This is a genomic window from Neobacillus cucumis (assembly GCF_023715505.1).
Genome location: NZ_JAMBOH010000002.1, coordinates 19931 through 42687, shown reverse-complemented (window position 1 = coordinate 42687; position 22757 = coordinate 19931). Strand labels below are relative to the sequence as shown.

At 34.8% G+C, this 22757-nt stretch carries 22 protein-coding genes and 3 pseudogenes; 6 read left to right on the top strand and 19 right to left on the bottom strand.

Annotated features, from left to right (window positions below):
• Window positions 1-14: 14 nt before the first annotated feature.
• From M3226_RS02950 to M3226_RS02945, 3 genes are all read right to left on the bottom strand, one after another.
• Window positions 15-1169 carry a ParM/StbA family protein gene (locus tag M3226_RS02950; protein ID WP_251562439.1) on the bottom strand — a complete coding sequence of 385 codons (1155 nt, stop codon included), beginning with the start codon at window positions 1167-1169 and terminating at the stop codon, window positions 15-17.
• Window positions 1170-1546: 377 nt separating this feature from the next.
• Entirely contained in the window at window positions 1547-1738 is a 192-nt protein-coding gene (locus M3226_RS32680; protein WP_374110542.1) for a helix-turn-helix domain-containing protein, read from the bottom strand.
• Between the two features lie 474 nt (window positions 1739-2212).
• Window positions 2213-3958, bottom strand: a complete 1746-nt coding sequence (locus tag M3226_RS02945; protein ID WP_251562437.1) for an SGNH/GDSL hydrolase family protein — start codon at window positions 3956-3958, stop codon at window positions 2213-2215.
• 1181 nt (window positions 3959-5139) lie between these two features.
• Here M3226_RS02945 and M3226_RS02940 point away from each other — a divergent pair.
• A pseudogene (locus M3226_RS02940) lies at window positions 5140-6497 on the top strand (IS4 family transposase).
• Between the two features lie 1107 nt (window positions 6498-7604).
• Here M3226_RS02940 and M3226_RS02935 read toward each other — a convergent pair.
• Window positions 7605-8045, bottom strand: coding sequence for a hypothetical protein (locus tag M3226_RS02935; protein WP_251562435.1), 441 nt, complete (start codon window positions 8043-8045; stop codon window positions 7605-7607).
• Between the two features lie 41 nt (window positions 8046-8086).
• Window positions 8087-8575: a hypothetical protein gene (locus tag M3226_RS02930; protein WP_251562433.1), complete on the bottom strand. Its 489-nt coding sequence runs from the start codon at window positions 8573-8575 to the stop codon at window positions 8087-8089.
• A gap of 411 nt (window positions 8576-8986) precedes the next feature.
• Here M3226_RS02930 and M3226_RS32165 point away from each other — a divergent pair, with 411 nt between their 5' ends.
• Window positions 8987-9121, top strand: coding sequence for a hypothetical protein (locus tag M3226_RS32165; protein WP_285857711.1), 135 nt, complete (start codon window positions 8987-8989; stop codon window positions 9119-9121).
• A gap of 231 nt (window positions 9122-9352) precedes the next feature.
• Here the strand turns inward: M3226_RS32165 and M3226_RS02925 are convergent, their stop codons facing one another.
• From M3226_RS02925 to wrbA (M3226_RS02915), 5 genes and pseudogenes are all read right to left on the bottom strand, one after another.
• Window positions 9353-9952, bottom strand: a complete 600-nt coding sequence (locus tag M3226_RS02925; protein WP_251562431.1) for a nitroreductase family protein — start codon at window positions 9950-9952, stop codon at window positions 9353-9355.
• A 198-nt stretch (window positions 9953-10150) separates the two neighbouring features.
• Window positions 10151-10585 (bottom strand): spore germination protein, encoded by a 435-nt coding sequence (locus M3226_RS02920; RefSeq protein ID WP_251562428.1) that lies wholly within the window; start codon window positions 10583-10585, stop codon window positions 10151-10153.
• Entirely contained in the window at window positions 10582-10797 is a 216-nt protein-coding gene (locus tag M3226_RS32675) for a spore germination protein (protein WP_374110534.1), read from the bottom strand. Before M3226_RS32675 ends, M3226_RS02920 begins: the two co-directional genes overlap by 4 nt.
• Window positions 10775-11020, bottom strand: a pseudogene (locus tag M3226_RS32670) (spore germination protein); the annotation flags it as partial. The pseudogene M3226_RS32670 and the gene M3226_RS32675, both read right to left, overlap by 23 nt.
• A 403-nt stretch (window positions 11021-11423) precedes the next feature.
• Complete coding sequence (gene wrbA, locus M3226_RS02915; protein ID WP_251562426.1) at window positions 11424-12047, bottom strand: NAD(P)H:quinone oxidoreductase; 624 nt, start codon at window positions 12045-12047, stop codon at window positions 11424-11426.
• A 251-nt stretch (window positions 12048-12298) separates the two neighbouring features.
• On the opposite strand from wrbA (M3226_RS02915), the pseudogene M3226_RS02910 reads away from it, so the two are divergent.
• Both M3226_RS02910 and M3226_RS02905 read left to right on the top strand, forming a co-directional pair.
• Window positions 12299-13368: pseudogene (locus M3226_RS02910) on the top strand (low temperature requirement protein A).
• 462 nt (window positions 13369-13830) lie between these two features.
• Entirely contained in the window at window positions 13831-14586 is a 756-nt protein-coding gene (locus M3226_RS02905) for a hydrolase (protein WP_251562424.1), read from the top strand.
• 96 nt (window positions 14587-14682) lie between these two features.
• On the opposite strand, the gene wrbA (M3226_RS02900) is transcribed toward M3226_RS02905, so the two are convergent.
• The 8 genes from wrbA (M3226_RS02900) to M3226_RS02865 form a co-directional block, all read right to left on the bottom strand.
• Entirely contained in the window at window positions 14683-15294 is a 612-nt protein-coding gene (wrbA, locus tag M3226_RS02900) for an NAD(P)H:quinone oxidoreductase (protein WP_251562422.1), read from the bottom strand.
• Window positions 15295-15511: 217 nt separating this feature from the next.
• Window positions 15512-15820, bottom strand: a complete 309-nt coding sequence (locus tag M3226_RS02895) for a DoxX family protein (RefSeq protein WP_374110533.1) — start codon at window positions 15818-15820, stop codon at window positions 15512-15514.
• A 33-nt stretch (window positions 15821-15853) separates the two neighbouring features.
• A complete protein-coding gene (locus tag M3226_RS02890; RefSeq protein WP_251562420.1) occupies window positions 15854-16456 on the bottom strand; it encodes an alpha/beta hydrolase in 603 nt (200 codons plus the stop codon).
• Window positions 16456-17400: a ring-cleaving dioxygenase gene (locus tag M3226_RS02885; RefSeq protein WP_251562418.1), complete on the bottom strand. Its 945-nt coding sequence runs from the start codon at window positions 17398-17400 to the stop codon at window positions 16456-16458. The genes M3226_RS02890 and M3226_RS02885 overlap by 1 nt, the downstream gene beginning before the upstream one ends.
• A gap of 41 nt (window positions 17401-17441) precedes the next feature.
• Complete coding sequence (locus M3226_RS02880) at window positions 17442-18050, bottom strand: flavin reductase family protein (RefSeq protein WP_251562417.1); 609 nt, start codon at window positions 18048-18050, stop codon at window positions 17442-17444.
• A gap of 23 nt (window positions 18051-18073) precedes the next feature.
• Window positions 18074-19012, bottom strand: a complete 939-nt coding sequence (locus M3226_RS02875) for a ring-cleaving dioxygenase (RefSeq protein WP_251562415.1) — start codon at window positions 19010-19012, stop codon at window positions 18074-18076.
• A gap of 132 nt (window positions 19013-19144) precedes the next feature.
• On the bottom strand, window positions 19145-19543 hold the full coding sequence (locus M3226_RS02870; protein ID WP_251562413.1) for a DoxX family protein: 399 nt from the start codon (window positions 19541-19543) through the stop codon (window positions 19145-19147).
• 59 nt (window positions 19544-19602) lie between these two features.
• Window positions 19603-20025, bottom strand: coding sequence for a MarR family winged helix-turn-helix transcriptional regulator (locus M3226_RS02865; RefSeq protein WP_251562411.1), 423 nt, complete (start codon window positions 20023-20025; stop codon window positions 19603-19605).
• A 697-nt stretch (window positions 20026-20722) separates the two neighbouring features.
• On the opposite strand from M3226_RS02865, the gene M3226_RS02860 reads away from it, so the two are divergent.
• The gene (locus M3226_RS02860; protein WP_251562410.1) at window positions 20723-21475 is read left to right on the top strand and encodes a threonine/serine exporter family protein; all 753 of its coding nucleotides are present in this window, start codon (window positions 20723-20725) and stop codon (window positions 21473-21475) included.
• 20 nt (window positions 21476-21495) lie between these two features.
• Window positions 21496-21921, top strand: a complete 426-nt coding sequence (locus M3226_RS02855) for a threonine/serine exporter family protein (RefSeq protein WP_251562408.1) — start codon at window positions 21496-21498, stop codon at window positions 21919-21921.
• Window positions 21922-22239: 318 nt separating this feature from the next.
• Here the strand turns inward: M3226_RS02855 and spxA are convergent, their stop codons facing one another.
• A complete protein-coding gene (spxA, locus tag M3226_RS02850) occupies window positions 22240-22635 on the bottom strand; it encodes a transcriptional regulator SpxA (RefSeq protein ID WP_251562406.1) in 396 nt (131 codons plus the stop codon).
• Between the last annotated feature and the right edge of the window lie 122 nt (window positions 22636-22757).

The window sequence follows — 22757 nt, the reverse complement described above, 5'->3', positions numbered from 1 at the left end:
GTTCTTCTCCCTTCTTATGCGAAAACTTCGTTTGTTTCATGCCTGCTTAAAATTTCTAGACCATATAAATTTAACTTTCTTGCATCAGGTAGGAATAGATGATTTTGCTCTCTAATTTCGACGCCATACCTTGTATCAATCGATTCTTCGATGAATCGTTTAAGGATTCCGGCGATTCCACCTATATAAACATATTTATAGACCTTATCTTTAGGTGATGGGAATGTGTTTTCAATCTTCGTTAATAAAATTTGCGTATACTCCCTTAATGACTCATGGATTTGCTCTGTAAGATCAACTTTTTTACCGCTATTTCCATCCTGTTGCTCCATTTTTGTTTTCTCTATTGTTTTGATAATGAATTCTTCTAATGAGCGAACTTCATCAAAGTACTCTAGTAACTTTTCATTTCTTAGTTTTTCAATGTGTTTTAAATATGAAATGTCAGTGAAGCAGTTCAATGAATCCCTGCTTTTAGGAGCTTGAAGTCCTGCTTGGAGCAAGGCAAGATCAACGGTCCCTCCCCCTAAATCTACAATTAGAGTTTCATAGTTTTTGAATGAATTAGCTTCCTCACGGTCTTGCAAATCAAAATCCTTTTTTATGGCCCATCGAGCAACTTCGCTTTCAATCCGGCATTTGCTTGTATCGACGTGAATGGTTACAACTCTTTCTAATCCTGGAGTTAAAATCGCTACTTGGTGCTCCCCTTCGAATCTGCTGGCCATTTTATTTTGCATATCACTGAACTTGTTCGTTTTCTTAAGTAACCAAATTGGAAGCATGGTTGAAAAGTAATTAATGTTCACTCGGTTATCGTCTGTGCCGTTTCCTTTTAATACATTGTAATAGGCAACTGATGCCAGGAACATTACATAGGGAATTTCAGATTGTGTTTTATCATGAAGCTTGTTGATATGAATGTTTCCTAACACCTGTTTTTCTGCTGATTCGCCTACTAAATAATATTTCTCTACACCGTCTATTGTAGTTTGAATGAGCATATTTTGAAGAAGGGATTGGGAGTCATTAAAAGTAGACGGAAAGTGGCCGTCTGCCTTTTCCTTCGTTATTTCCACTACATTTGTAGGAATCTCAAAATAATAACCATCCACAAGGGTTTGAAAGATAGAATTACCAAAATCGACATTCTGACGTTTTATATCCATTTTTTCTCCTCTTTTCATGTTTTTTCCTTATAATAAGTATATATTCTTCTTTTGTATTTGTCTAAATATGTTGATATTTTTTTAGATTATGATAATTTAATATTCTACATTATTCTTCAAATGCCATCTCACATTTTAAAGCCTTCAGATACCTTAACCGTGATTCAACTCTTCGTATTTCCTCACACTTTTACTCACACAAAAAACCTTCAAATATATAATTTGAAGGTTCTAAACACATACAATTTCATATCTCGGTTTTACAAAGTTAAATATTTAAAACGGGCAAAAAGGCTGTTGAGGTGGGAAGTTATGTAATTGATTGTAAATTTTACTTGGCGGGACTGCGTGCGAATCGAACCTTCCAGACCTGAATTTTAACTGCTCAACCCACTGCATTTTTTGTTAAGACTGTTGGAATTAGAGTCCCAGTTCCAATTTTTAAGACGTATTTGTCGAAATTCTTTTGCCATTACACCTACTTTTCCCCTAAAGTAACGGCTAAAATGAGCAGCGCTTTCAAACCCAGACTCGTATGCAACATCTTTTACCGGTTTAAGCGGTTTCATTTGCTTTATCTTTAACACATGTGCAACATAAGATCTGCTTAAATTCATGTTTTCTGCTACGCTCTGAAGTGTCAATTTGTTCATAAAATGATGATGAATATAATCTAAACCTCTTTTCTTTTTAAAACACAACAAAAAACTTGGCAGACAATAGGCATGCCAAGTTGGTTATATGTGACTTCTTTTGTATTAATTTTATTTCCATTTAAGTAATAACGGCTTCACCATATTGTTCTTATAATGAAAGTAAGTAATCCATAGGTTCTATTTGTATAAAAAAAAGTAAGGCAAATTGGCAGACTGCGTGGGAATCGATCCCCTCAGACCTGGCACGCAGGTCTCAAGCTTTTTTGAGGGATCCCGGTGAAAGGAAGAATCGAATTTTCTAAATCCTTATGAAAGCCCACCATGTCAGCCATGCATAATAAGTTTCCGTCGGCCCAAAATTTCGATTCCTATTAGGGAAATGAAAAGTTACAAGGTATATCCGAATCCCAAAATGGTAAAAGATTTGTCTTCATTATCGGAAGCCATCTTGATTTCTACCTGGTGTTCCCGGCAGACATCCTCCTGATACAAGATGACGGCATTACAATGAGTCCAGTTAACTTCATGTGGATCGGCGGTTATTATATGTTGGCCATTCACATATATATCGGCTATTCCAAACTCACTACTTCCTGAATCCTTATAAACAAGAATGAGACTTCTGCTGTTTATCGTCATTTTGAAACGGTCATTTTCCGATGTAGTGGTATGCATCCAGTTATTTGGAAATTGAGGAGTAACGAAAGTGTTAGCATCCAACTCTACCATCTGCAAATCGTCATCTGTTTCCCAAAAACTGCCCATATCTATCCTTGCATCTATTGGGTTATCTTTCCTATCAAGTAACTGAACATCCTTAAAACAATTACCGATAACCGGCGATTTATCTATTTTAATATCCTCACTATCTCTAATGGATTTCTTTGTTTCTGAAAATAGTAAAGAAAGACAATCCGCCATTATCGTATGACCGTCATTCGTAGGATGATAGATATCATAAAAAAATTGCCTCTTGGTTATGATGTTTCCCTCTTCTTTTGTTAGCCTAAACTGCTCTACCACTGCATCCTTTACACTTACCATTGGAAGATCATAATGCTTTCCTACGGGAGAAAGCCTATCTTGTAGATTCCAGTCATTTTCAAACACGCTGAATAATAAAATAACAGCCGGTTTGTTTTCCGAAGAAAGTATTTTTAAACTTAGGCTCTCATAACAAATCCCCTTTGTTTCGTCTCCTGCATCATTTACTGCAAATTCAACAATCACGATATCCGGCTCTACTTTTCCGTTTCTTAAAATATCCCGTTCATAGCGAATCATGCCGAGCTCAGAAGGTGTACCTCCTACTCCGGCCTTTATAAAATGGACATTCTTCCCATCATCTTTCCCAAACATTTCTCTGAATTTCAAATATGATTGGTAGGCATAACAATGAGTATGGATTGGTTTTGCTCCAGCACCCTGAGTAATAGAGCCCCCTATATATGCGATGGTAACATCCTCGCCTCTTTCTGCTTTTTCAATTGCTGCTTTTAATCTTTGATTGTTTCCTTTGCTTAAAAGGGATTTTCTAATCATGGCCTGATAACCTTTTGAGTCGAATGCGACCGGCGGTTCCAACGATATTTCAGGTACCTTATAGGCATCTTGCAGATAGAATTTGACACTTGCTGTTGCTAGTTCACCAGGATGGTCAAATTCAAAGGCAAATTTACCAGGAACATCATCATCTTGGGACCATTGGAAATCCCCAAGTTCTAAAATCATCTCGTTTCCATCTGTGGGACATGCCATTCTTAGTAGTGTTCCAGTTTCATATTTTTTCTCTTTTCCATAATTTTGTAATACAAAATTCATTTTTCCTGCATGTTGATTTTCTGTTTTTATTACGACACCTATACTGTGAACCAGCTGATGGAATCCCTCACAATGATCAAGAAGAGTCAAAATTTCCTCATCTCTCACACCACCTACAAGTTTTGCAACACTTTTTAATCGTTCTCCATCTAAATAAATTTCCTGTGAGGGCTTGCCTTCATTACGGGGAGTTGCCTCAATCACTTTATCAAACATAACGAAAAAGCTATCCCGTTTTACCACTGGATCTTTTGGTGCCTTGAAATGATCATTTCTATCTTCAGTTTTTATTAATCTACTTTTTTCATTCATTTTCCCTATCTCTCCTATTAATTATCAAATTTTTTTATGACACTTAATTTAGTGAGTTTTCATAGTTGACACCTTCTGCTAATCCAATGGGAGCATCTAGGTTATAGTTAAGGTAATAGACACCTTGTCATTATCACTGCTTCTACATTAACATTGTTTGATTAATCAACAAACAAACTATTACCAATTATCATTTTATTATATTTTTCAGAAAGGTCAATGCATTTTTGAAATCGCTTTATTTTATTGATTTAATTAGAAAACTAAAATAAGGCATTCTAATATAAATGGATTTTGACTTTAAAATTCTTAGGTATTAATTCTTCCTGAACACTTATGAATGAGATCTATAGATTTATAGCATACGATTCCGTTATGATGCAGGCCGGGATCCAAATATAGATAATAGAAAGCAAAAGAAAAAACGAGGTTCTAAAAACGATTATGATATAGTTTTTGCACAGAAAAAACGACAACTTGATTTAACCATCCGATTTAGCTAAAGAATATCGTAAGATTAATAGGTCGACCAATCTTCCATATATGTTTTCATGACCTAAGACACACCCATGCGACATTAATGCTGCTGTAAAGTGGTTCCACCCTAAGTTGTTTCCGAACGATAGAATAGGAGGGCATTCAACCATTAGAGTTTCAATGGACAAATATACACACTTTTTGCCGGGCATGCAAAAAGAAGCTGCCCAGTTTGAGCAACTCATTAAGAAATAATATGTAAGTTTAACCTTGTGTCCATTTATGAAATTTTTACATATTGTTGGACAAAAAAACTTCTATTTTCAACTTCTAAAAATTTTCTCAGAGCTTCATATAACTGGTTTGGCAGGACTGCGTGGAATCGAACCCACCAGACCTGGCACGCAGGTCTCAAGCAGTTTTGAAGTTAGAGGGAAGATATCATTTTTGATTACATTTAGTTTTATATAATGCCGTAAAGTCTTGATTTAATGCACTTTTTATCAAGACATAGATCATTTAATTTTATCTAATTAACTCAACTTCCGCACCTAGAAAAATGTAATGATTTTATATGTGTGTAATGTTTGGAGTCGTTAAAGTATGGTACTAGACTTTAAATATAGGCATGAAAAAACACCTCTTCATTTGGTATAGTTGATTTGTCGAGAATCACAATACCATACAGAAAAGGTGCCTCCTATATGATAGCGAATAATGGTCAAAATAAGCAACTACCAAATGAACTAACATCCACATTTAAAGAATTACAGGTATTAAAACATCTTAGAAAGGCTGAGATAACAAAGTCTTTGGGCTTTTCTTATGGTTACCTTTTCCAATTAATTTTTTGTTTGATCTTTGAAAACAAGAATTGGTATCGGACGCTTGAAAGTAGAAAATCTACCGATTTCCCTGCTAAGGACTCTGTCTATCGTTTCTTGAATCAGTCAACCTTCGGCGTAGATTTTTACTATTTCTTAGTGTCCACACAATTCAAAAGGTAACGAAACTCTCGAATCATGACAGACCGAAGGTCTTGGTATTAGATGATTCTTCTTATGATCGAAATCGTAGTAAATCCGTCGAATTACTAACTCGTTGTTTTGATCATGCCTCTCAAAAAATGCACTTTTATAAAGGCTTCCGTATGCTTACCCTTGGTTGGTCAGATGGTGCAACGTTCATTCCTGTGGACTTTTCTTTATTGAGCTCTAAAACAAGCCAAATTAACGGAATATCAAGTAAAATCGACAAGCGGAGCACCGGCTACAAACGCCGTCTTGAAGCCTTACAATCCGCACCAGAACAAATTCCTAATATGATTCAACGTGCGTTGAATGCTGGGATTGATGCTTCATATGTGTTGATGGATACTTGATTTACCCATCAACCACTTATTAAGAACATCAAAGAGCAAGGGCTTGATGTAATTGGCATGGTCAAGAATTTAAAACAGCGTTACCTTGTAGATGATAAGCGTGTCAGCTTAAAGAAACTCTACCGTTTGGCAGCACCTATTCAAGGAAGAAAAGGGATTCTTCGCTCTATTCATACTACCCAAGCCAATGGAGTTCCGGTTAAAATGGTATTCGTTCAAAACCGTAATAAAAAGAGCGAATGGCTAGCGATTCTGAATACAGACTGTACGCTAAGTGACCAAGAATTCATCAGAATTTATGGGATGAGATGGGATATTGAAGTGTTTTTCAAAACAACAAAATCCCTATTAAAACTCCAAAAGGAGTTTCAAGGTCGTTCTTATGACTCCTTAATTAGTCATACAACGATTGTTTTTACACGATATATTATTCTGTCCTGGCAAAATCGGTGTAGCACGGACCAAAGAACTTTAGGCGGTATTTTTTATGAACTTTGTGATTAAATTAGTGACCTCGATTGGGCAATTGCACTTCAGCAATTAATCGAGCTTCTTGAAGATACCCTTAAAGAGAGTAACAAAAAGATTCAAAAGTTAATTAAAAGTCAACTAGAGCAATGGATTGCGGGCTTGCCTAACTATATCAAGGCATACCTGCCTATTTCAGTCTACGAAAGTTGAGTAATTAAATATAAAGACATCTCTTCTGTCACCAAGTTGTGACCAAAAGTGTGATTAGTTTTCTTATTTTATTAATGGGATTATATAAGTAAATGAGGAGGTTTAAACAAACCTCCTCTTCTTCCATTTGTCACCATAGGGAGAATGAGCTTATTGAACCAGCGACCCCAACCCTGTCAATGATGAATATACTTTATAATTATAACAGTTTAATTAAGAAAGTATTGTTTTAACAAGGGATTTCAATAAGGCTTATATAATTGAATTTTTGTTATTAGAAACAGTTAGCTCAAATTTGTCCCCAATTGTCCACCCGAATAGCAATAAGGAAAAAAATTATTAAAACCTTCTAAAGACGGTACAGGTCACTACAGTTTATACAAACCTCATCCTCTTCATTCATTTTTAAAACTGGGAAAGAGACCAGGAATTATTACATCATGCCGCCCATTCATTATCATATATAATAAATAGAAAAAGTCTGAAAAAAAGGCTTTAAATCAACATTTATTAAACGATTGACATAATTGTTTTAAATGTGATTAAAAACATCAGAGGACAAACCGGAGAACAAAAGAGGATACATTAGATGTAATAATGTTTTCAGCCCTTCTCATGAGTGGGGCTTTTTCCTCTTTACAATCCTTCTTCAACAAACGCACCCATTATATGTAGTATGATTTTCCACCGTATTCAACGTAAACAACGATAGGACTTTACTTGGAGAGGTGGGTATGATAGGCTCGTCTGCCTGATGAAACCTTAACTTCAGCCTTTCAAGACAAATCGTACCCACAGAGGCTCAAAGTCAAATCCTTAAACACCTATTCTATGGATACATATAAACAATGATAAAGGGTGCACCAACATTACAATGTTTTGAAAGGGATACTATATATAAGTACCCTATAGTTTAAGTACATCATTTCACAATCTTTCCTTTCATACCAAAAAAAGGTTGCCGTAGTAACCATTAACTATTCATTTTATACCAAAATATATAGATAAATTTATCCTTGTATTGATTTTCTAAAAGGCAACCTGCGCTATTTCCTTTTTGATACTAGGAAGGTCTTCCACTATTGTTTTGTTTAGAAGTTATTTTAATTAGTATATGACGAATAAAAAACCAATTCCAAATCCAGGAATTAAAGACAACATTGGAAGCCAAATAGGACCAAATGATATACCAAAAATGATGTTTCGGGAGTACATAAGACCTATTGTCACAAAATACGCTCCAAAAGCAAATGGAACAAATGAGAATCGAGGATTTTCTCCTTCTGCAAATTTATAAGCATCATACATGGCAAACATATAAACACATGGATAAAATATAAGCCATTGGTGATTGACCACTCTAGCAGCCTCGGTTATCTTTCCAAGAAAACTTAACATGATAGCTTGGTTAAATGAACTGTTAACGTTAATAGTGAATTCTAAAACGATAAACATAATTCCTTTTATAAGGTGACCATTCAAAAGTTGTCCAAAGCCTGGAAAAGCAATGCTCCAAAGTATTGCCTCCAACTTAGTTGTCTTTTTCACTAAATATCAGCCTTTAATATCGGTATGTGTAATGCTCTTCCTTACAATTTTGATCCCTGACTGTTTGTTTCCCTTATCGATTTTTCCACTACTTTCTGAAACCCATATATAATAACTGCTAAAGAAATACAAAACACATACCACATCGTATGACTTAATTTTTTCAATTTAAATACCCCTACTCGTTCCCATAATTCAGCAAAAGGATAAGCACAAATAACATCCAATACTGCATTTGTTATAAAATATTTAAAAAAATTGCCGTAGGTCAGTTTAAATATCCATAGAGTGGCTACAAAAAAAGGACCCAATATATATGTAAAATCAACCAAACCGGGAGATAGAGGATTTTTATTTATCCACCATTTTCTCTTATTAGCAATGACACTGAACATACTTATAAATAAATTAGTAAAACTTGCTACAGGTAAAAACCTGAAAAATGATTTTTTTCCCAGGAAAGGTGTAGTTAGCCATGGAATAATTAGCATGCCTAGAGCAAATGCCATTTTTTTATTATCCTTAAACATATAATCGCTCCTATAATTGTATTTTAATTTTAAATCTGTGCTTCAAAGATTAAGTTTCCCATGGTTGAAATAAAATATAAAAAAACAAAACAAAAGAACTAATGGACCAGTCAAATAGACAGCGGAAATAATAAAAAAAACCTAGGTGGCTTTAACACTGAATTCTAAGGGAATAAGGCCGTTTAGTCTTTTTTTGCAATCTTCATGATTATAAAACAGTATATAATCCTCATTGTCTTTCTTAACTCTTAAAAATTTTGTTCGTTCACCTAAAATATTTTATCAATTTGAATTTTTTACCATATTTTATTAATTAGGTATTGTCACTGTAATTATGGGAAAGCTTAACCTGTTTTGATATTTTTATGGTTTAAAATACATTTCATTAAATTTGGAAGGAGTGTTATTCATATGAACAAAGAAAATATTAATTTAAAGCAACATGATAAAGATTGCGAATGTAAATTTTGTAAAAAACGAGTAAATATAGAAATGAACAAGGAAGAGGAAAGAAAGGAAATTGTGAAAATGTTAAAACGTATATAATATTCAGATAGGATGCGAACTAACTAAAAGAACAAAGTTTCAATGGAAAACCCTAATTTTATCACAGAGGAGGGGGTAACACCCCTACCCTCACCAACGTAATTACCGCCATCACTACACAGTCGTCGAGGCTCACGCGCTATGGGCCGCAACCGTTTTCCGCACGCTAAAGAGGATAACCTGATGGGAATTACCATCAGGCTTTTTTAGGAAAAAAATTCTTCATCTATCTTATTTATAAAATTTCACACGATCTTCTAATGGCTTAAATTCTTTCTCACCTGGTTGAGCGGTTGGATTACCAAAAGGCATTTGGGCAAGTAACTTCCAATTTGCAGGTATATTCCATGCCTGTTTTACTTCTTCGTCGATGAGTGGGTTATAGTGTTGTAAAGATGCTCCTAGCCCTTCTGATTCTAACGCTGCCCAAACCACTAATTGGTGCATACCTGATGCTTGATTTGACCAAACAGGAAAGTTCTCAGCATATGTGCTAAATTGTTCTTGAAGAGATTTAATAATAGCTTCGTCCTCGAAAAATAGTACAGTTCCGTAACCTGCCTTAAATGATTCCATTTTTTGTTGAGTTCCAGAAAAGTCTCCATTTCCAACTAACTCTCTTAAGGTCTCTGTTGTAATATCCCATAATTTATTGTGAGATTCCCCTGTCAAGATTACAAGACGTGCCGTTTGTGAATTAAAAGCAGAAGGTGTGTATTTTACTGCAAATTCTACAATTTCCTTAATTCTCTCATCCGATACTTTCACATCTTTATTAATTCCATAGAATGAACGTCTTTCTTTTAAAACAGAAAAAAAATCTTTTGTCATAGTATTATACCCTCCAGTAAATCTATATTTTGAAATAAGATATCTCGAAATCATAATAATTGAATTTGATGTTAAATGTCAATTTATTTGTTTAAAATATCTTTTTTACATCCACAAAAATTAAAATGTTACATTTGGGCTTTCTTTCCCTTTGCTTGTAAAATAAAACTCTCTCCTTTTTTTGCATCCCCTGTATAATCAGAATAAAGCCCAACATATTGTTAGGGCAGCTTTCACCGTTGCCTGTCCAATTACAATACCACCTACTATCCCAAAGGTTTGACCTATTTTAGTTGGTAATCTAGCACCGGCTTCTCTTAACAGTTCTATCGTAATTTCTAAAATAATTGCCTCCCATACAGGAGGAAATGGAACATGGGCTCTGGAACTAATAAGAGATTCAAGTAAATCCTCAGGTACGACTTCATAATGAAAGGTTAAAATGGTTACATAGATAGGGGTTGAAAATAACGAAAAGATCACACTGATAATCCTAATAATTCTAAAATATGAACCAATGATCCAGGAAAGATAGTAATCCCCTGGAGAGATGAAGAAATCTAATATTGTTGTTGGGTCAGTTAAATTATACGGAGATCCATTTGTTAATATGGCTACCTGCCCTGAAATCATTCAAACACAACCCGATCAATCTGCTCAGTTGATAAAAAAAGGGGAAATGGCGTGTTCGAATTATCTGAAATTATCTGTTTAATTTGCGAATTATCATATATGACATCAAAATCTATTTGCTTTAATCTTTGTCGAACAGTTTGAATATGTTGAGGATTGGTGATTCCATCTAAGTAGGCAATGACTACTTCAGAAATTTGACATAGAGCCAATATTAATTTGTTCAAAAATTAATTCAGTGACGGCTAATTGCTTCCTTAGTAGATGTAGATTTACATCAATATTTTCTACAAATCCGATTTTTGGCCCGATCACACTAAATTCATTCTCAGTATCATTGGTTTTCCTATATCCAAGATTGGATGATGCGACATTTATGGTAACAAAATATTCATCAAATTTCTTTAATTGGATAACAACAAATCCCTTAATAAGTCTCTTTTTAACGTTTAATGGTCTGTAGTAACAAGGACTTCTTCAAAAGGAATAAAACTTTTAAAATCATCTATCTCACTAATTTTGTTATAGTTCTTTTGAATTGCTGGCAGAAGAAGGTCATTTAGTTTCTTTGTATCAATCATGCTTTTAAAATATCTAATAGTAAGATCTTGTTTTTCAGATGAAGAGAATTGATGTCATTTGATTTAGCAGCTTGTTGAAATATAGATTTAATCGACTTTGTCTCACTTTCAGACTTTTGAGTATTTAAATTTGAAAGACATTTTATCACCTAAATAGATTTAATTACACTTAATAAAATCATCAATTCTACCATCGAAAAAAATACTCAAAACGGATACAATAACGAAAATCTTCGTTTCCTTCTTTAATTAAGATTTTATTTTTTCCCGTTCTTTACACATTCTGCTACCATAATCGTCCGTTTTGCCTGATGTTTTACTGCAGCTTGAATAGCCGAGAATTCTTCCACCATTTTTCCGTTTTGATCAACAGTTACACTCGTTCCATATGGGTTACCGCCTGCTGCAAAAATAACTGGATCAGTATAACCTGGAGATGCGATGATTGCGCCCCAATGATGAATTGATGTATAAAGTGATAAAATTGTTGCCTCCTGACCACCATGGGGGTTTTGAGCTGTGGACATGGCACTTACTACTTTGTTTACAAGTTTTCCATTAAACCATAGTCCCCCAGTAGTATCTAAGAACTGCTTCATTTGTGAAGGCATATTTCCAAAACGAGTTGGTACACTGAAAATAATCGCATCTGCCCATTCTAAGTCATCGAGTGAAACAGTTGGTACACAGGCAGCAACTTCTTCGGAATAATGCTTCCATGCTGGGTTGGAATCAATAACCGATTGTGGTGCTAATTCCGGTACTTTTAAGACCTTAACGTCTGCCCCTTCCTCTCTTGCCGCCTCAGATGCCCATTGTGTCAATTGATAATTCGTACCTGTAGCGCTATAGAAAACAATCGCAAGATTTACATTTGTCATAATACCAATCTCCTTTTTCCTTTGAAAAATTAGCAAAATTGATCCTTGTTAAATCACAATCTTTATTTTTCCCCTACATTTTAATTTCAATGCACCCATAATTAAAAATTACAACCACTGCAAACTGAAATCTTTAAAATACAAACACTATTGGACAAACTTGCTTTATAATTTGTAACCTGTGAGTTTAAACTTTTTTGGGACATATTATAAGTTTTTTATCAACTTTTCATTTTAAATGAGGGAATTTAATGTTAGTAAAAAAGGTAACTTGGTTAGAACTTTTTTGCGACCTTCTATATGTTGCAGCCATTTCTAAGTCAACAAATGTATTATTGAGGGTTAATGAAGGAGAAGTATTGTTTGGAAACCTTCTTAAATTCAATTTGATATTTATTCCTGTCTGGCGGGCTTGGGTTGGACAGACAATGTTTCTGAACCGGTTTGGGAAGGATGAATTTTATGGAATGATTTTACTCATTTTCCAAATGGTATTTGTGTTAATCTTGATATCTAGCTTATCGGTTAACTTCGATCGTTATTATCTTTCTTTTTTAATTGGATTTATTGGTGTGAGAGCCTTAACTGCTTTTCAATACTTATTGGTTTTTAAGAAGGGAAAGTATGTTGATAACAAGGCTGCCTATTATTTAGGTACGAGGTTTTGGTTAGGTATTATAATCTCAACCTGCTCGATATTCTTTTTATCCTTGAGTCGCATATTTTATTCTTTATTTAGGAATTCTCATTGACATTTTTATCCCTCTAATCGGCAGGAAATATCTTGTAAAGTATCCGGTAAACACTTCTCATTTATATGAACGTTTTGGCCTATTAATCTTAATATTATTAGGTGAATCAATTATTAGCATCTTATCCGTACTTCATCCCCAGGATGGAAATTGGAAGGCTATAGGATATTCGATCTTATCTTTTTCTTTGATTATTTCTTTTTGGTGGCAATACTTTGATAATCTCGAAAAAAAAATAGATAAGTCTATTAGAACATCTGGACAAATTATCCTCGATGGACATCTCTTCATTTATATTTCTTTAAGTTTGATTGCGGTTTCAATTAAACTTATGTTTATTAAAGAAATCAGTTATGGTTTCATTTGTTTTTATTTACTTTATATCTACAACTGTTGTTTTTCATAAATACCGATATAAATACCAGCAGCTAAAAAAATATCATTTAGGATTGTTCTTAGGTTTAATTTATTCATTCTTTATTTTCGATTTTCTCATTCCTGTTCCAGGAATGATTATCTTACTTGAAATTAATGTGTTTTTTGTTATTTATGCTAAAGTTTCAACATGAAATATAAAATTGAGAAATCCTTTTATATACATTGCTTATTAGCTTTTTCTATCGTATAAGTCAATGCAAAAGAGGAACTATTAGAACGGCTCTTAAATGTTAAAATTTAAATAATAAAAATTAAAGATCTTGGTCAAAAACTAAGTAAAAAAAACACCCTTTTCTTAAAAAAAGTTAAGGGTGTTGACCATTATTAAGTAAGAAGTTTTAGTAATTCTCCTTTTTCTGCTTACTACCCCGCCATGTTAATAATATAAACTAATTCTTTTTCCTTATTATCTAAACATAGTGTTCACTTAGGAGAAAACGACTGATGTTCTGTTTTCCGAAATTGGAGCCCTAAATATTTCCGGACAAGGTATCAATACCATTTGCAAAAACAAGCCACTCATCATGGTCTTTGCGCATATATTACTTCATGAATCTATTTCTTAGCAACATTAATATTGGAGGGAAATTCGATTGAATCCTGTAGTTTATTGGTGCCCAATTTGTAGAAACCAGTTTTACGGTATTCCTAGAGAAGTTTCTGGAACCTCAAGGATTACAACCACAGAGCGTCGTTCCCAGTATTTACTTACCCCTACTGACCATACTTTGATGTTAATTGACCATCAACCGCAAATGACATTTTCAGTTCAATCACATGATATTGCAAATTTACGAAATAACCTCGGTGGATTGTCAAAAACCGCAAAATTATTTAATATCCCTATTATAATGACAACAATTACCGCAGCAACTTTCAGCGGTAAAATTTTATCCGAAATCCAATCAGTCTTTCCTGACCGAAGTCCAATTGATCGAACGGTTATTAACGCTTGGGAAGATCCAAGAGTATTTAGACAAATCAACGAATATGGAAATCGTAAAATAGTCATGGCGGGTCTTTGGACAGAGGTGTGTTTGCTTGCACCTGTTCTGAGTGCTATCGCCGACGGATATGAAGTGTTTTTTATCACGGATGCATCAGGTGGAGTAAATAAAGAATCACATGACATGGCCGTAATACGTATGACACAGGCCGGAGCCCACCCAATTACTTGGTTACAATATTTGTTAGAATTACAGCGTGATTTTGCTATTAAAGAAACTTATAATGGGACACTCGATATTATAAAACAACACGGCGGTGCTTACGGACTGGGAATCATTTATGCGAATGAAATGTTCGGAATTCAGTACGGAAGAAAAGGAAGTAATGGAAATATTATATGAAGTACACACAAATAAACAAGAAAAAGTACCCCTTTGTACACTTTTTTATGTCTACACTAAGGGGTACTTTTTTCAGATAGCTTTTTATAATAAAATTTATTGATTTGCTTTTTTAACCCACTCAGCAACTGTTACAGTACGTTTTGCTTGGTGTTTAACTGCCGCCTGAACATCTTCAATCATTTTTCCATCTTGCCCAACAGTAACACTTGTACCGTATGGATTCCCACCAGCACCAAATGTAACTGGATCAGTATATCCAGGGGCTGCAACAATTGCTCCCCAATGATACATTGTTGTATAGAGTGATAATATGGTTGCCTCTTGACCGCCGTGAGAGTTTTGAGCGGAAGTCATAGCACTTACAACTTTATTCACTAGCTTTCCATTGAACCAAAGTCCACCTGTAGTATCTAAGAATTGTTTCATTTGCGCTGGCATATTACCAAAGCGTGTTGGTACACTGAAAATAATGGCATCTGCCCATTCTAGGTCATCCAGTTTAACTTCTGGTACATCTTTTGTTTTCTCAACTGTAGCTTTCCAAACAGGATTTCCTTCAATAGCTGATTCTGGGGCAAGTTCAGGAACTTTTAATACTTTTACTTCTGCACCAGCCTCTTTAGCACCTTCTTCTGCCCACCTTGCTAGTTGATAATTTGTTCCACCCATGCTGTAATAAATTACTGCTAATTTTACATTTGTCATTTTCTCTATCTCCTTATTAGATGAATTTCCAAATAGTTTGGATAAGAATCCCAATTCAAACACCCCTATTATTTCTTTCTTTTAATATTTATATTCATTTATTAAGCAGCTCTCTTGATGTCATCATTTGAATCTTTATGAAGGATCAGTTGACTAACAGATAATAGCTTGCTGCCATTGATTGCAAGATATACTGCAATTGCTAAAAATGCTAAATCTAACTCATAGCCGCCATCTGGCCATTTCCTAATAAGCCTACAGATAGTTTTACTTTTAATGTTGCCCCAATCATTAGTAATGCAAGTAAAGCAGAAAAGAATCGTGTCGCCAATCCAATAATTAATGCCACACCACCAATAATTTCAATTGAAGCAACTCCATATGCCATAAATCCAGGCAAGCCGATACTATCAAACCATCCTACAATATTTTCAATTCCACCTTGAAACTTAACAATTCCATGTATTAAAAATAATGCTCCTAATGTCACGCGTAAAATAAATGCTCCTATTTCGTTTTTTATCATTATTCTCTTTCTCCTCCCAAATATAGTTTTTTATTATAACTTTCTATACCATTGAGCAGCAGCTTCGACCTCTTGGGCGGATAATTGATGACCTCTATTTTCCCAATGAAGTTCTACATTCGCATTAGCCCTTTTTAATAATGATTCAAGTTCAGCCGATTCCATTGGTGAGCAAATCGGATCATTTGTCCCAGCTGCAATAAACACTGACTTCCCTGTTAAGTCTGGAAGGTCGATTCCTTTTCTCGGCACCATTGGATGATGAAGTATTGCACCATTTAATGCATTTTCATAGTGAAATAATAGACTCGCTGCTATATTCGCTCCGTTGGAGTATCCAACGGCGATAATATTATTTCTATCAAATCCATACTTTGCTGCTGCCTCATCAAGAAACTCATTTAATTCTTTTGTTCGGAAAACGAGGTCTTCTTCATCAAAAACTCCCTCAGCCAATCTTCGGAAGAATCGTGGCATTCCGTTTTCTAATACATTTCCTCGGACGCTTAAGACTGAAGCCTCATCATCAATTCTTCCCGCAAGAGGCAACAAATCTAATTCATTGCCACCAGTACCATGAAGTAATAATAACGTTGGTTTTGTTGGATCTTGGCCTTTATTGAATATATGTTTCATTATTTATCTCCCTCCAGAACACGAACCTCCACAGGAGGTAGGGTTTCTTCTAATTCTTCTCTTTGTGACTCTAACCAAGATGGCAGCATAAGTTTTTTTCCAAGTTCTTGGGGTGGTTCATCCACTGCAAAACCTGGCGGGTCGGTAGCTATTTCGAAAAGGATGCCCCCTTGTTCATGGAAATAAAGAGCTTTAAAGTAGTTTCGGTCTAGAATCTCTGTAGGATAATACCCTTTTTCAAGGAGAAGCAATCTCCATTTTTGATGCTCTTCCTCATCCTTTGCTCTCCATGCAATATGATGAACCGTGCCTGCTCCCATTAGCCCTCGGACTGAAGGATTTAAGTGAATATCAATGGTATTTCCAATATTTCCTTCAGATTTAAATCTTAGAAATTCATTTTCTTGGCCTAGGCAATCAAAACCTAAAATATTTTCTAGCACATCCGTTGTCAAATGCGGCTGCGCTGAAAATAGAACAGCCCCACCAAATCCTTTAATCGCATTTTCTGCTTGAACTCCTCCAAAGTTCCAAGTATTCAATGGTCCTTCATCTTTTTCTATTAATTCAAGTTGGAGCCCGTCAGGATCGTTAAATTTTAAATAGGTTTCACCGAATCGAATTGAAGAGGTAAATTCAACGCCAAATTTTCGTAAGCGATTTTCCCAAAATGGTACTGAACCCTTCGGTGTAACATAACTGGTCACACCAACCTGACCAGCTCCAATTCGACCTTTTAGCTGTTTTGCCCACGGAAAAAAAGTAATTACTGTACCTGGTTGACCTGTTTCATTCCCAAAATATAGATGGTACACTTCCGGACGATCAAAATTAATCGTTTTTTTAACGAGCCTTAATCCAAGTACACCTGCATAAAAATCAATATTTCTTTGTGCACCGTTTACCATAGCTGAAATATGATGAATACCTGCTGTTTTTTGCATTTTAGCCTCTCCATTTCATCAAAATGGGATTTTGCAAGGATTTATTTAGGTCTTTCGATTTCAAATGCCTCACCAATTTTTGCGTAATTATTCCCAGCTAAGCGGCTGACGGCAGCTAAGCCCCTTGGATTAATTCTTCCATTTTCATAAATATCATTTTCGATATAAAAATGAACCACTCTTCCTATCATTAGGTCACACCCCGGCGAATCTAAGCCTCCCAATTCTAAGGAATGTTCTAATAAACATTCCATTCTGATTTTCGCTTCCTTAACTCCAGGAACTGAAATCTTTACACTATCTACTGGAGTTAAATCAGCTAACTCTATCTCACTTTGATTAGGAGGAAGTCCTGCAGCTGTTTTATTTATTTTTTCAACGTTATGTTCATCAACTATATGAACAACAAATTGTTTGGACTCAGTAATATTTCTTGCTGTGTCTTTTTGTCCCCCTGCTGAGCGTTGAATAGCTAATGAAATCAACGGAGGATTGGAGGACACGATGTTAAAATAACTAAATGGCGCTCCATTCAAAACACCATCTTTTGAAATTGATGTGACTAATGCTATTGGTCTGGGTATAATGCTTCCTATTAGAAATTTATAATTTTCTCTTTCTGACATTGAAGCTGGATCAATTGAAAGCAAAGATATCATTCCTTTTCAAAAAATCAGTCTAGTTCTCTTACTTCAAACGGTAATAACGCTCGTTCAATTTTTGCTCTGTGAGGCTCATACTGTGATGGCAACATCAATTTTTCTCCCATTGTCGCTTGTGATTCATCATGAGCAAATCCTGGAGGGTCAGTTGCAATTTCAAACAGTATTTCTCCATGTTCTCTGAAGTAAATCGCATTGAAGTAATTTCGATCCTGAACAGGAGTTACTCCGTAGCCATTCTCTGCGACATATTTTTGCCAATCCAATTGATCTTGATCATCAATAGCCCTCCAGGCAATATGGTGCACTGTTCCTACACCCATTTGCCCGCGCCCAATAGGAGTTAATTTAAGGTCGATAATATTTCCAATATCAGCAGTCGAACGATAACGAGTGAAATCCCCTTCATTACCTACTAATTCAAGTCCCATCACTTTTTCTAACAATTCAGCCGTTTTTTTAGGCTGAGTTGATAATAGAGTTGCTCCGCCGAAACCTTTTATAGCAACTTCAGGTGTAACATCGCCGAAAGTCCAGGTATTAATATCCCCTTCCTCTCTTTCCACGATTTCCAGGTGAAGCCCATGAGGATCATCAAATTCCAAATATTGCTCTTCAAAGCGTTCCATTTTTGTAAAAGAAACATTGAACTTTTCCAGTCTTTTTTCCCAAAATTCCATCGCACCTTTTGGTACTACATAAGAAGTAACCCCTACTTGACCGTCCCCAATAATTCCTTGATGAGCTCCAGCCCATGGAAAGAATGTAATAATGGTTCCTGGCTTTCCGCCTTCATTACCGAAATAAAGGTGATAAGTACCTGGATCATCAAAATTGACAGTTTGCTTTACCAAACGTAACCCCAAAACTCCTGCGTAAAAGTCTACATTCTCTTGTGGATGACCGACGATTGCTGTGATATGGTGAATCCCCATTGTTTTCTTACTCATTTTGCAACACTCCTTTTCAGATATAAAATCTAATTGGGAAAAACCTACTTGTTACTACTTATTTTGTTCCTAGGACGAAAATAAAAACTTAAAATATTTATTTTTAATTTAAGTATCTCTAAATTGAAGTAATTAGAATAAAAAAGCATCTACAGCATATTGACCAGGGCCAATTAAAGCAATAGCAATGGCAATTGCCAGCAACGTAAGGTTATATTCATATCCATTTGCCGTTGCCCATAATCCGTTGGGAGCGTGGACTTTAACGATTGCCATAACCATCGTTCCTGCAATAATAATTCCTGCAAGTGGGGTTAATAAACCTAATGCAAACAAAATTCCTCCAACAAGTTCTGCTAATCCTGCCATTAGAGCCATGGTTATTCCTGGTTTCATACCGATGGAATCAAACCAGCCTCCAGTGCCTTTTAAACCATATCCACCAAACCACCCAAACAATTTTTGAGCTCCGTGACCAATGAATAAAGCACCAACTACTAACCGAATTATTAATAAACCAAGATTTATCATCTAAAATCCTCCTAATATTAGTTTATCTCGATTTCGAGATATGAAACGAAAAATTAACCCTATACTTTCTTACTTATCTTTTTCAACAGTTTGACAAATATTTCTTTCTCCTCATTATTTAAAGAACTAAACATGTAATCAACGAATTCTTGATATTTTGGCATGATACTGTCCATCATTTCTTTTCCCTCGTCTGTTAAGGCAACGTGAATTACTCTGCGGTCTTCAAGACATGCAATACGATTTAATAAATCTCTTTGTTCTAACTTATCAATAACATAAGTCATCGTGCCACTTGAAATTAAGATGCTATTACCAATTTCATGAATTGTTTGTTTCCCCTTATTGTAAAGAACTTCCAAAACTGAAAATTCAGTAATGCTTAGGTTATATTGGCTCAGTTCCAATCTCATACGATCCTGTACTGCTTTAGATGTTTGCATTAAAACAAGATAGGGTAGATTAGTACATGTTGTTTCCATTTATTTCACCTCCTACAAAATATCTCAAATTAAAACATCTTGAATATGAGATAATAATAAAACCTAAACACATATTTGTCAATAATATTTTTCATTAAACTTACATCTTCTTTTTCTTATACTCTTACACAGCACCATTTATAGAAATCCTCTTGAGACTACCCTCCTCAAAAGGGTATCGTTCATAGACGAACCCTTGTCGTAAGAAGTTGTGACGTTCATGGCTCTTTCAGCAAAACGGTAAATAAACGTCTCTCACCAGAAATGACTGGCCATTTTTGCAGTTCAAATACCGAGGACAGCCAGCGGTTTAGTTGGTGTCCAATTAGTAGGATAAACCCACATAATATCCTACTATAAAAATTCCACCATTTATGCGTTCAGTATGGATGTTTAAATTTGAATTCTAGAAACTTTAAGTAAGACCTCTCCTTCTCTTTTCTTCCATTTCTAATCATGAATTTCGAATTAATAAGTACCTACAAAATAGATTCTCTAAATATTTTTTTATTCTTACTAGCTGTATAAACCCTCATGTTGATGTATACATATAAAATAAGTAAATAGATAAAAGTAAATCTATGTTAAGGTGTGTTCTTGATAAGTTTTGTTCTATTAATTTATTTAAACAATACTAACAAGAAAAGTGAGATTTACCCTGGTTAAGGAAACTACTTCGATATTGGAGTGATGGAGGATGAACTATTTATCAGAGAGGAACAAAATTGAAGAAGTGTGTCTATTAGCTGGAAAAATCATGTTACAAAGTGGGGCTGAGACCTATCGAGTGGAAGATACTATGATTCGAATTGCAAGTTTTTTTGGTAGCGATGATCCCCAAAGTTATGTTACTCCGACAGGAATTATATTTTCTTTACACGGCACAGAGAAAACAAAATTGCTAAGAATAACCAAACGTACAACAAATTTAAACAAAGTTATCATTGTAAACAATATTTCAAGAAAAATTAGCAGCGGGGAAATATCAGTAGAGGAAGCATACACACTTTTAAGAAAAATCGAAGTAGAAGATCCTAAATATTCCTCATATGTAACTACTACTGCAGCTTCAATTGCTAGTGGATTTTCCATAATTATGTTAAATGGAGAATGGAATGACTTTTTATCTTCATTCATTGCAGGTGGGGCAGGTTTTTCATGCCAATTATATCTTCATCGCTTAGTTAATTTGAAGTTTTTTTCTGAATTTATTGCATCTTTAGTTGTCGGGCTATTGTCTTTTTTATTTATAGAAGTTGGTATGGGTCATGATCTGTCTAATATTATTGTTTCTTCGGTTATGCCCTTAGTCCCAGGTCTTCTTATTACCAATGCGGTACGAGATATTATGGCAGGACACTTAGTATCGGGATTATCCAAAGGTGCAGAAGCATCATTTACAGCATTTGCAATTTCATCAGGCATCGCAATTATATTTTCACTTTTTTAATGCGAAGAGGGGATATCATCATGATTTCACAGATTTTAACAAACTTTATTGTTTCCGGAGCATTTGCGATAATTTTCAATGTTCCAATAAAGTCACTATTACAATGTTGCTTTGTGGGTATGGTAGGGCGAGTATCATTTGTTTTATTGGTAAGTAATAAATTAGATACGATTCCAGCCACCTTAATCACAGCATTTTTTATTGCCGTAATAAGTCATCTATTTTCGAAAATTTATAAAACACCAATCATCATATTTACCATCTCAGGTATTATTCCTTTAGTTCCAGGAGGATTGGCATATGATGCAACTCGTTATTTTGTTGAAGATCATTATAACTTGGCAATTCGATATACCGCAAAAGCATTATTGACATCAGGTGCAATAGCTGTTGGGCTTGTTTTATCTGAAGCCCTCACACAAATATTAAAGGTAAGAAAGGTCTAAAATCCTTTATTCTTTTATTAGACACGGATTATACGCGATTCACACGTTTAAACTATTCTTTAAATTAACCCTACCTAGCGCAAATGTTTACGATTTCAAAAACATATTTAAAGGATATAATCCTGTTGCTTTCATGGCCTCTTCCAATCTTGTTTGAACCCCTAATTTGCGGCGAAACTTTGTTAAATTTTATTCTAAAGATCGCATTGTTAATGTTGTTTCATATCAATTCAAACTCACCCATGTTTTCAGGGTTTCCATAATCTGGTCCCCCTTTTCCATTTAATTAAAATAACTTAAATGTACCTTCTTTTGCACTTATTTAATAGATGATTTGGCCTCATGAAATTGGAATGAGCGGATTCTCCGAGGCAAGAACTGACGAATCTCCTCTTCGTTAAAACCTACTTGTAATCGTTTATCATCAATGATTATGGGTCTTCGTAATAGTCCCGGGTTTTCTCTAAGCACCTTACAAAATTCTTGAAGTGGAAGAGATTCAATGTTTATATTTAGTTTCTGGAATGCCTTTGATTTTGTTGAAATAATCTCATCCGTTCCATCTTCAGTTAGTCGAAGAATATTCTTAATCTCTTCAATTGTTAGGGAATCAGTTAAAACGTTTCTTTCAGAAAATTCAACTTGGTACTCTTCTAGCCAAGCTTTTGCCTTACGACAGGAAGCACAACTGGGTGACGAGAATAAGGTTACCATTTATAAAACCCCTCCCTAATTATATTTGATTCTTCTTAAAAAAAATCTTATATACCTTAGACTTTTAATGCCCATAATCATATATCTCAATTTAATATATTTCAAATTCGAGATAAATACAT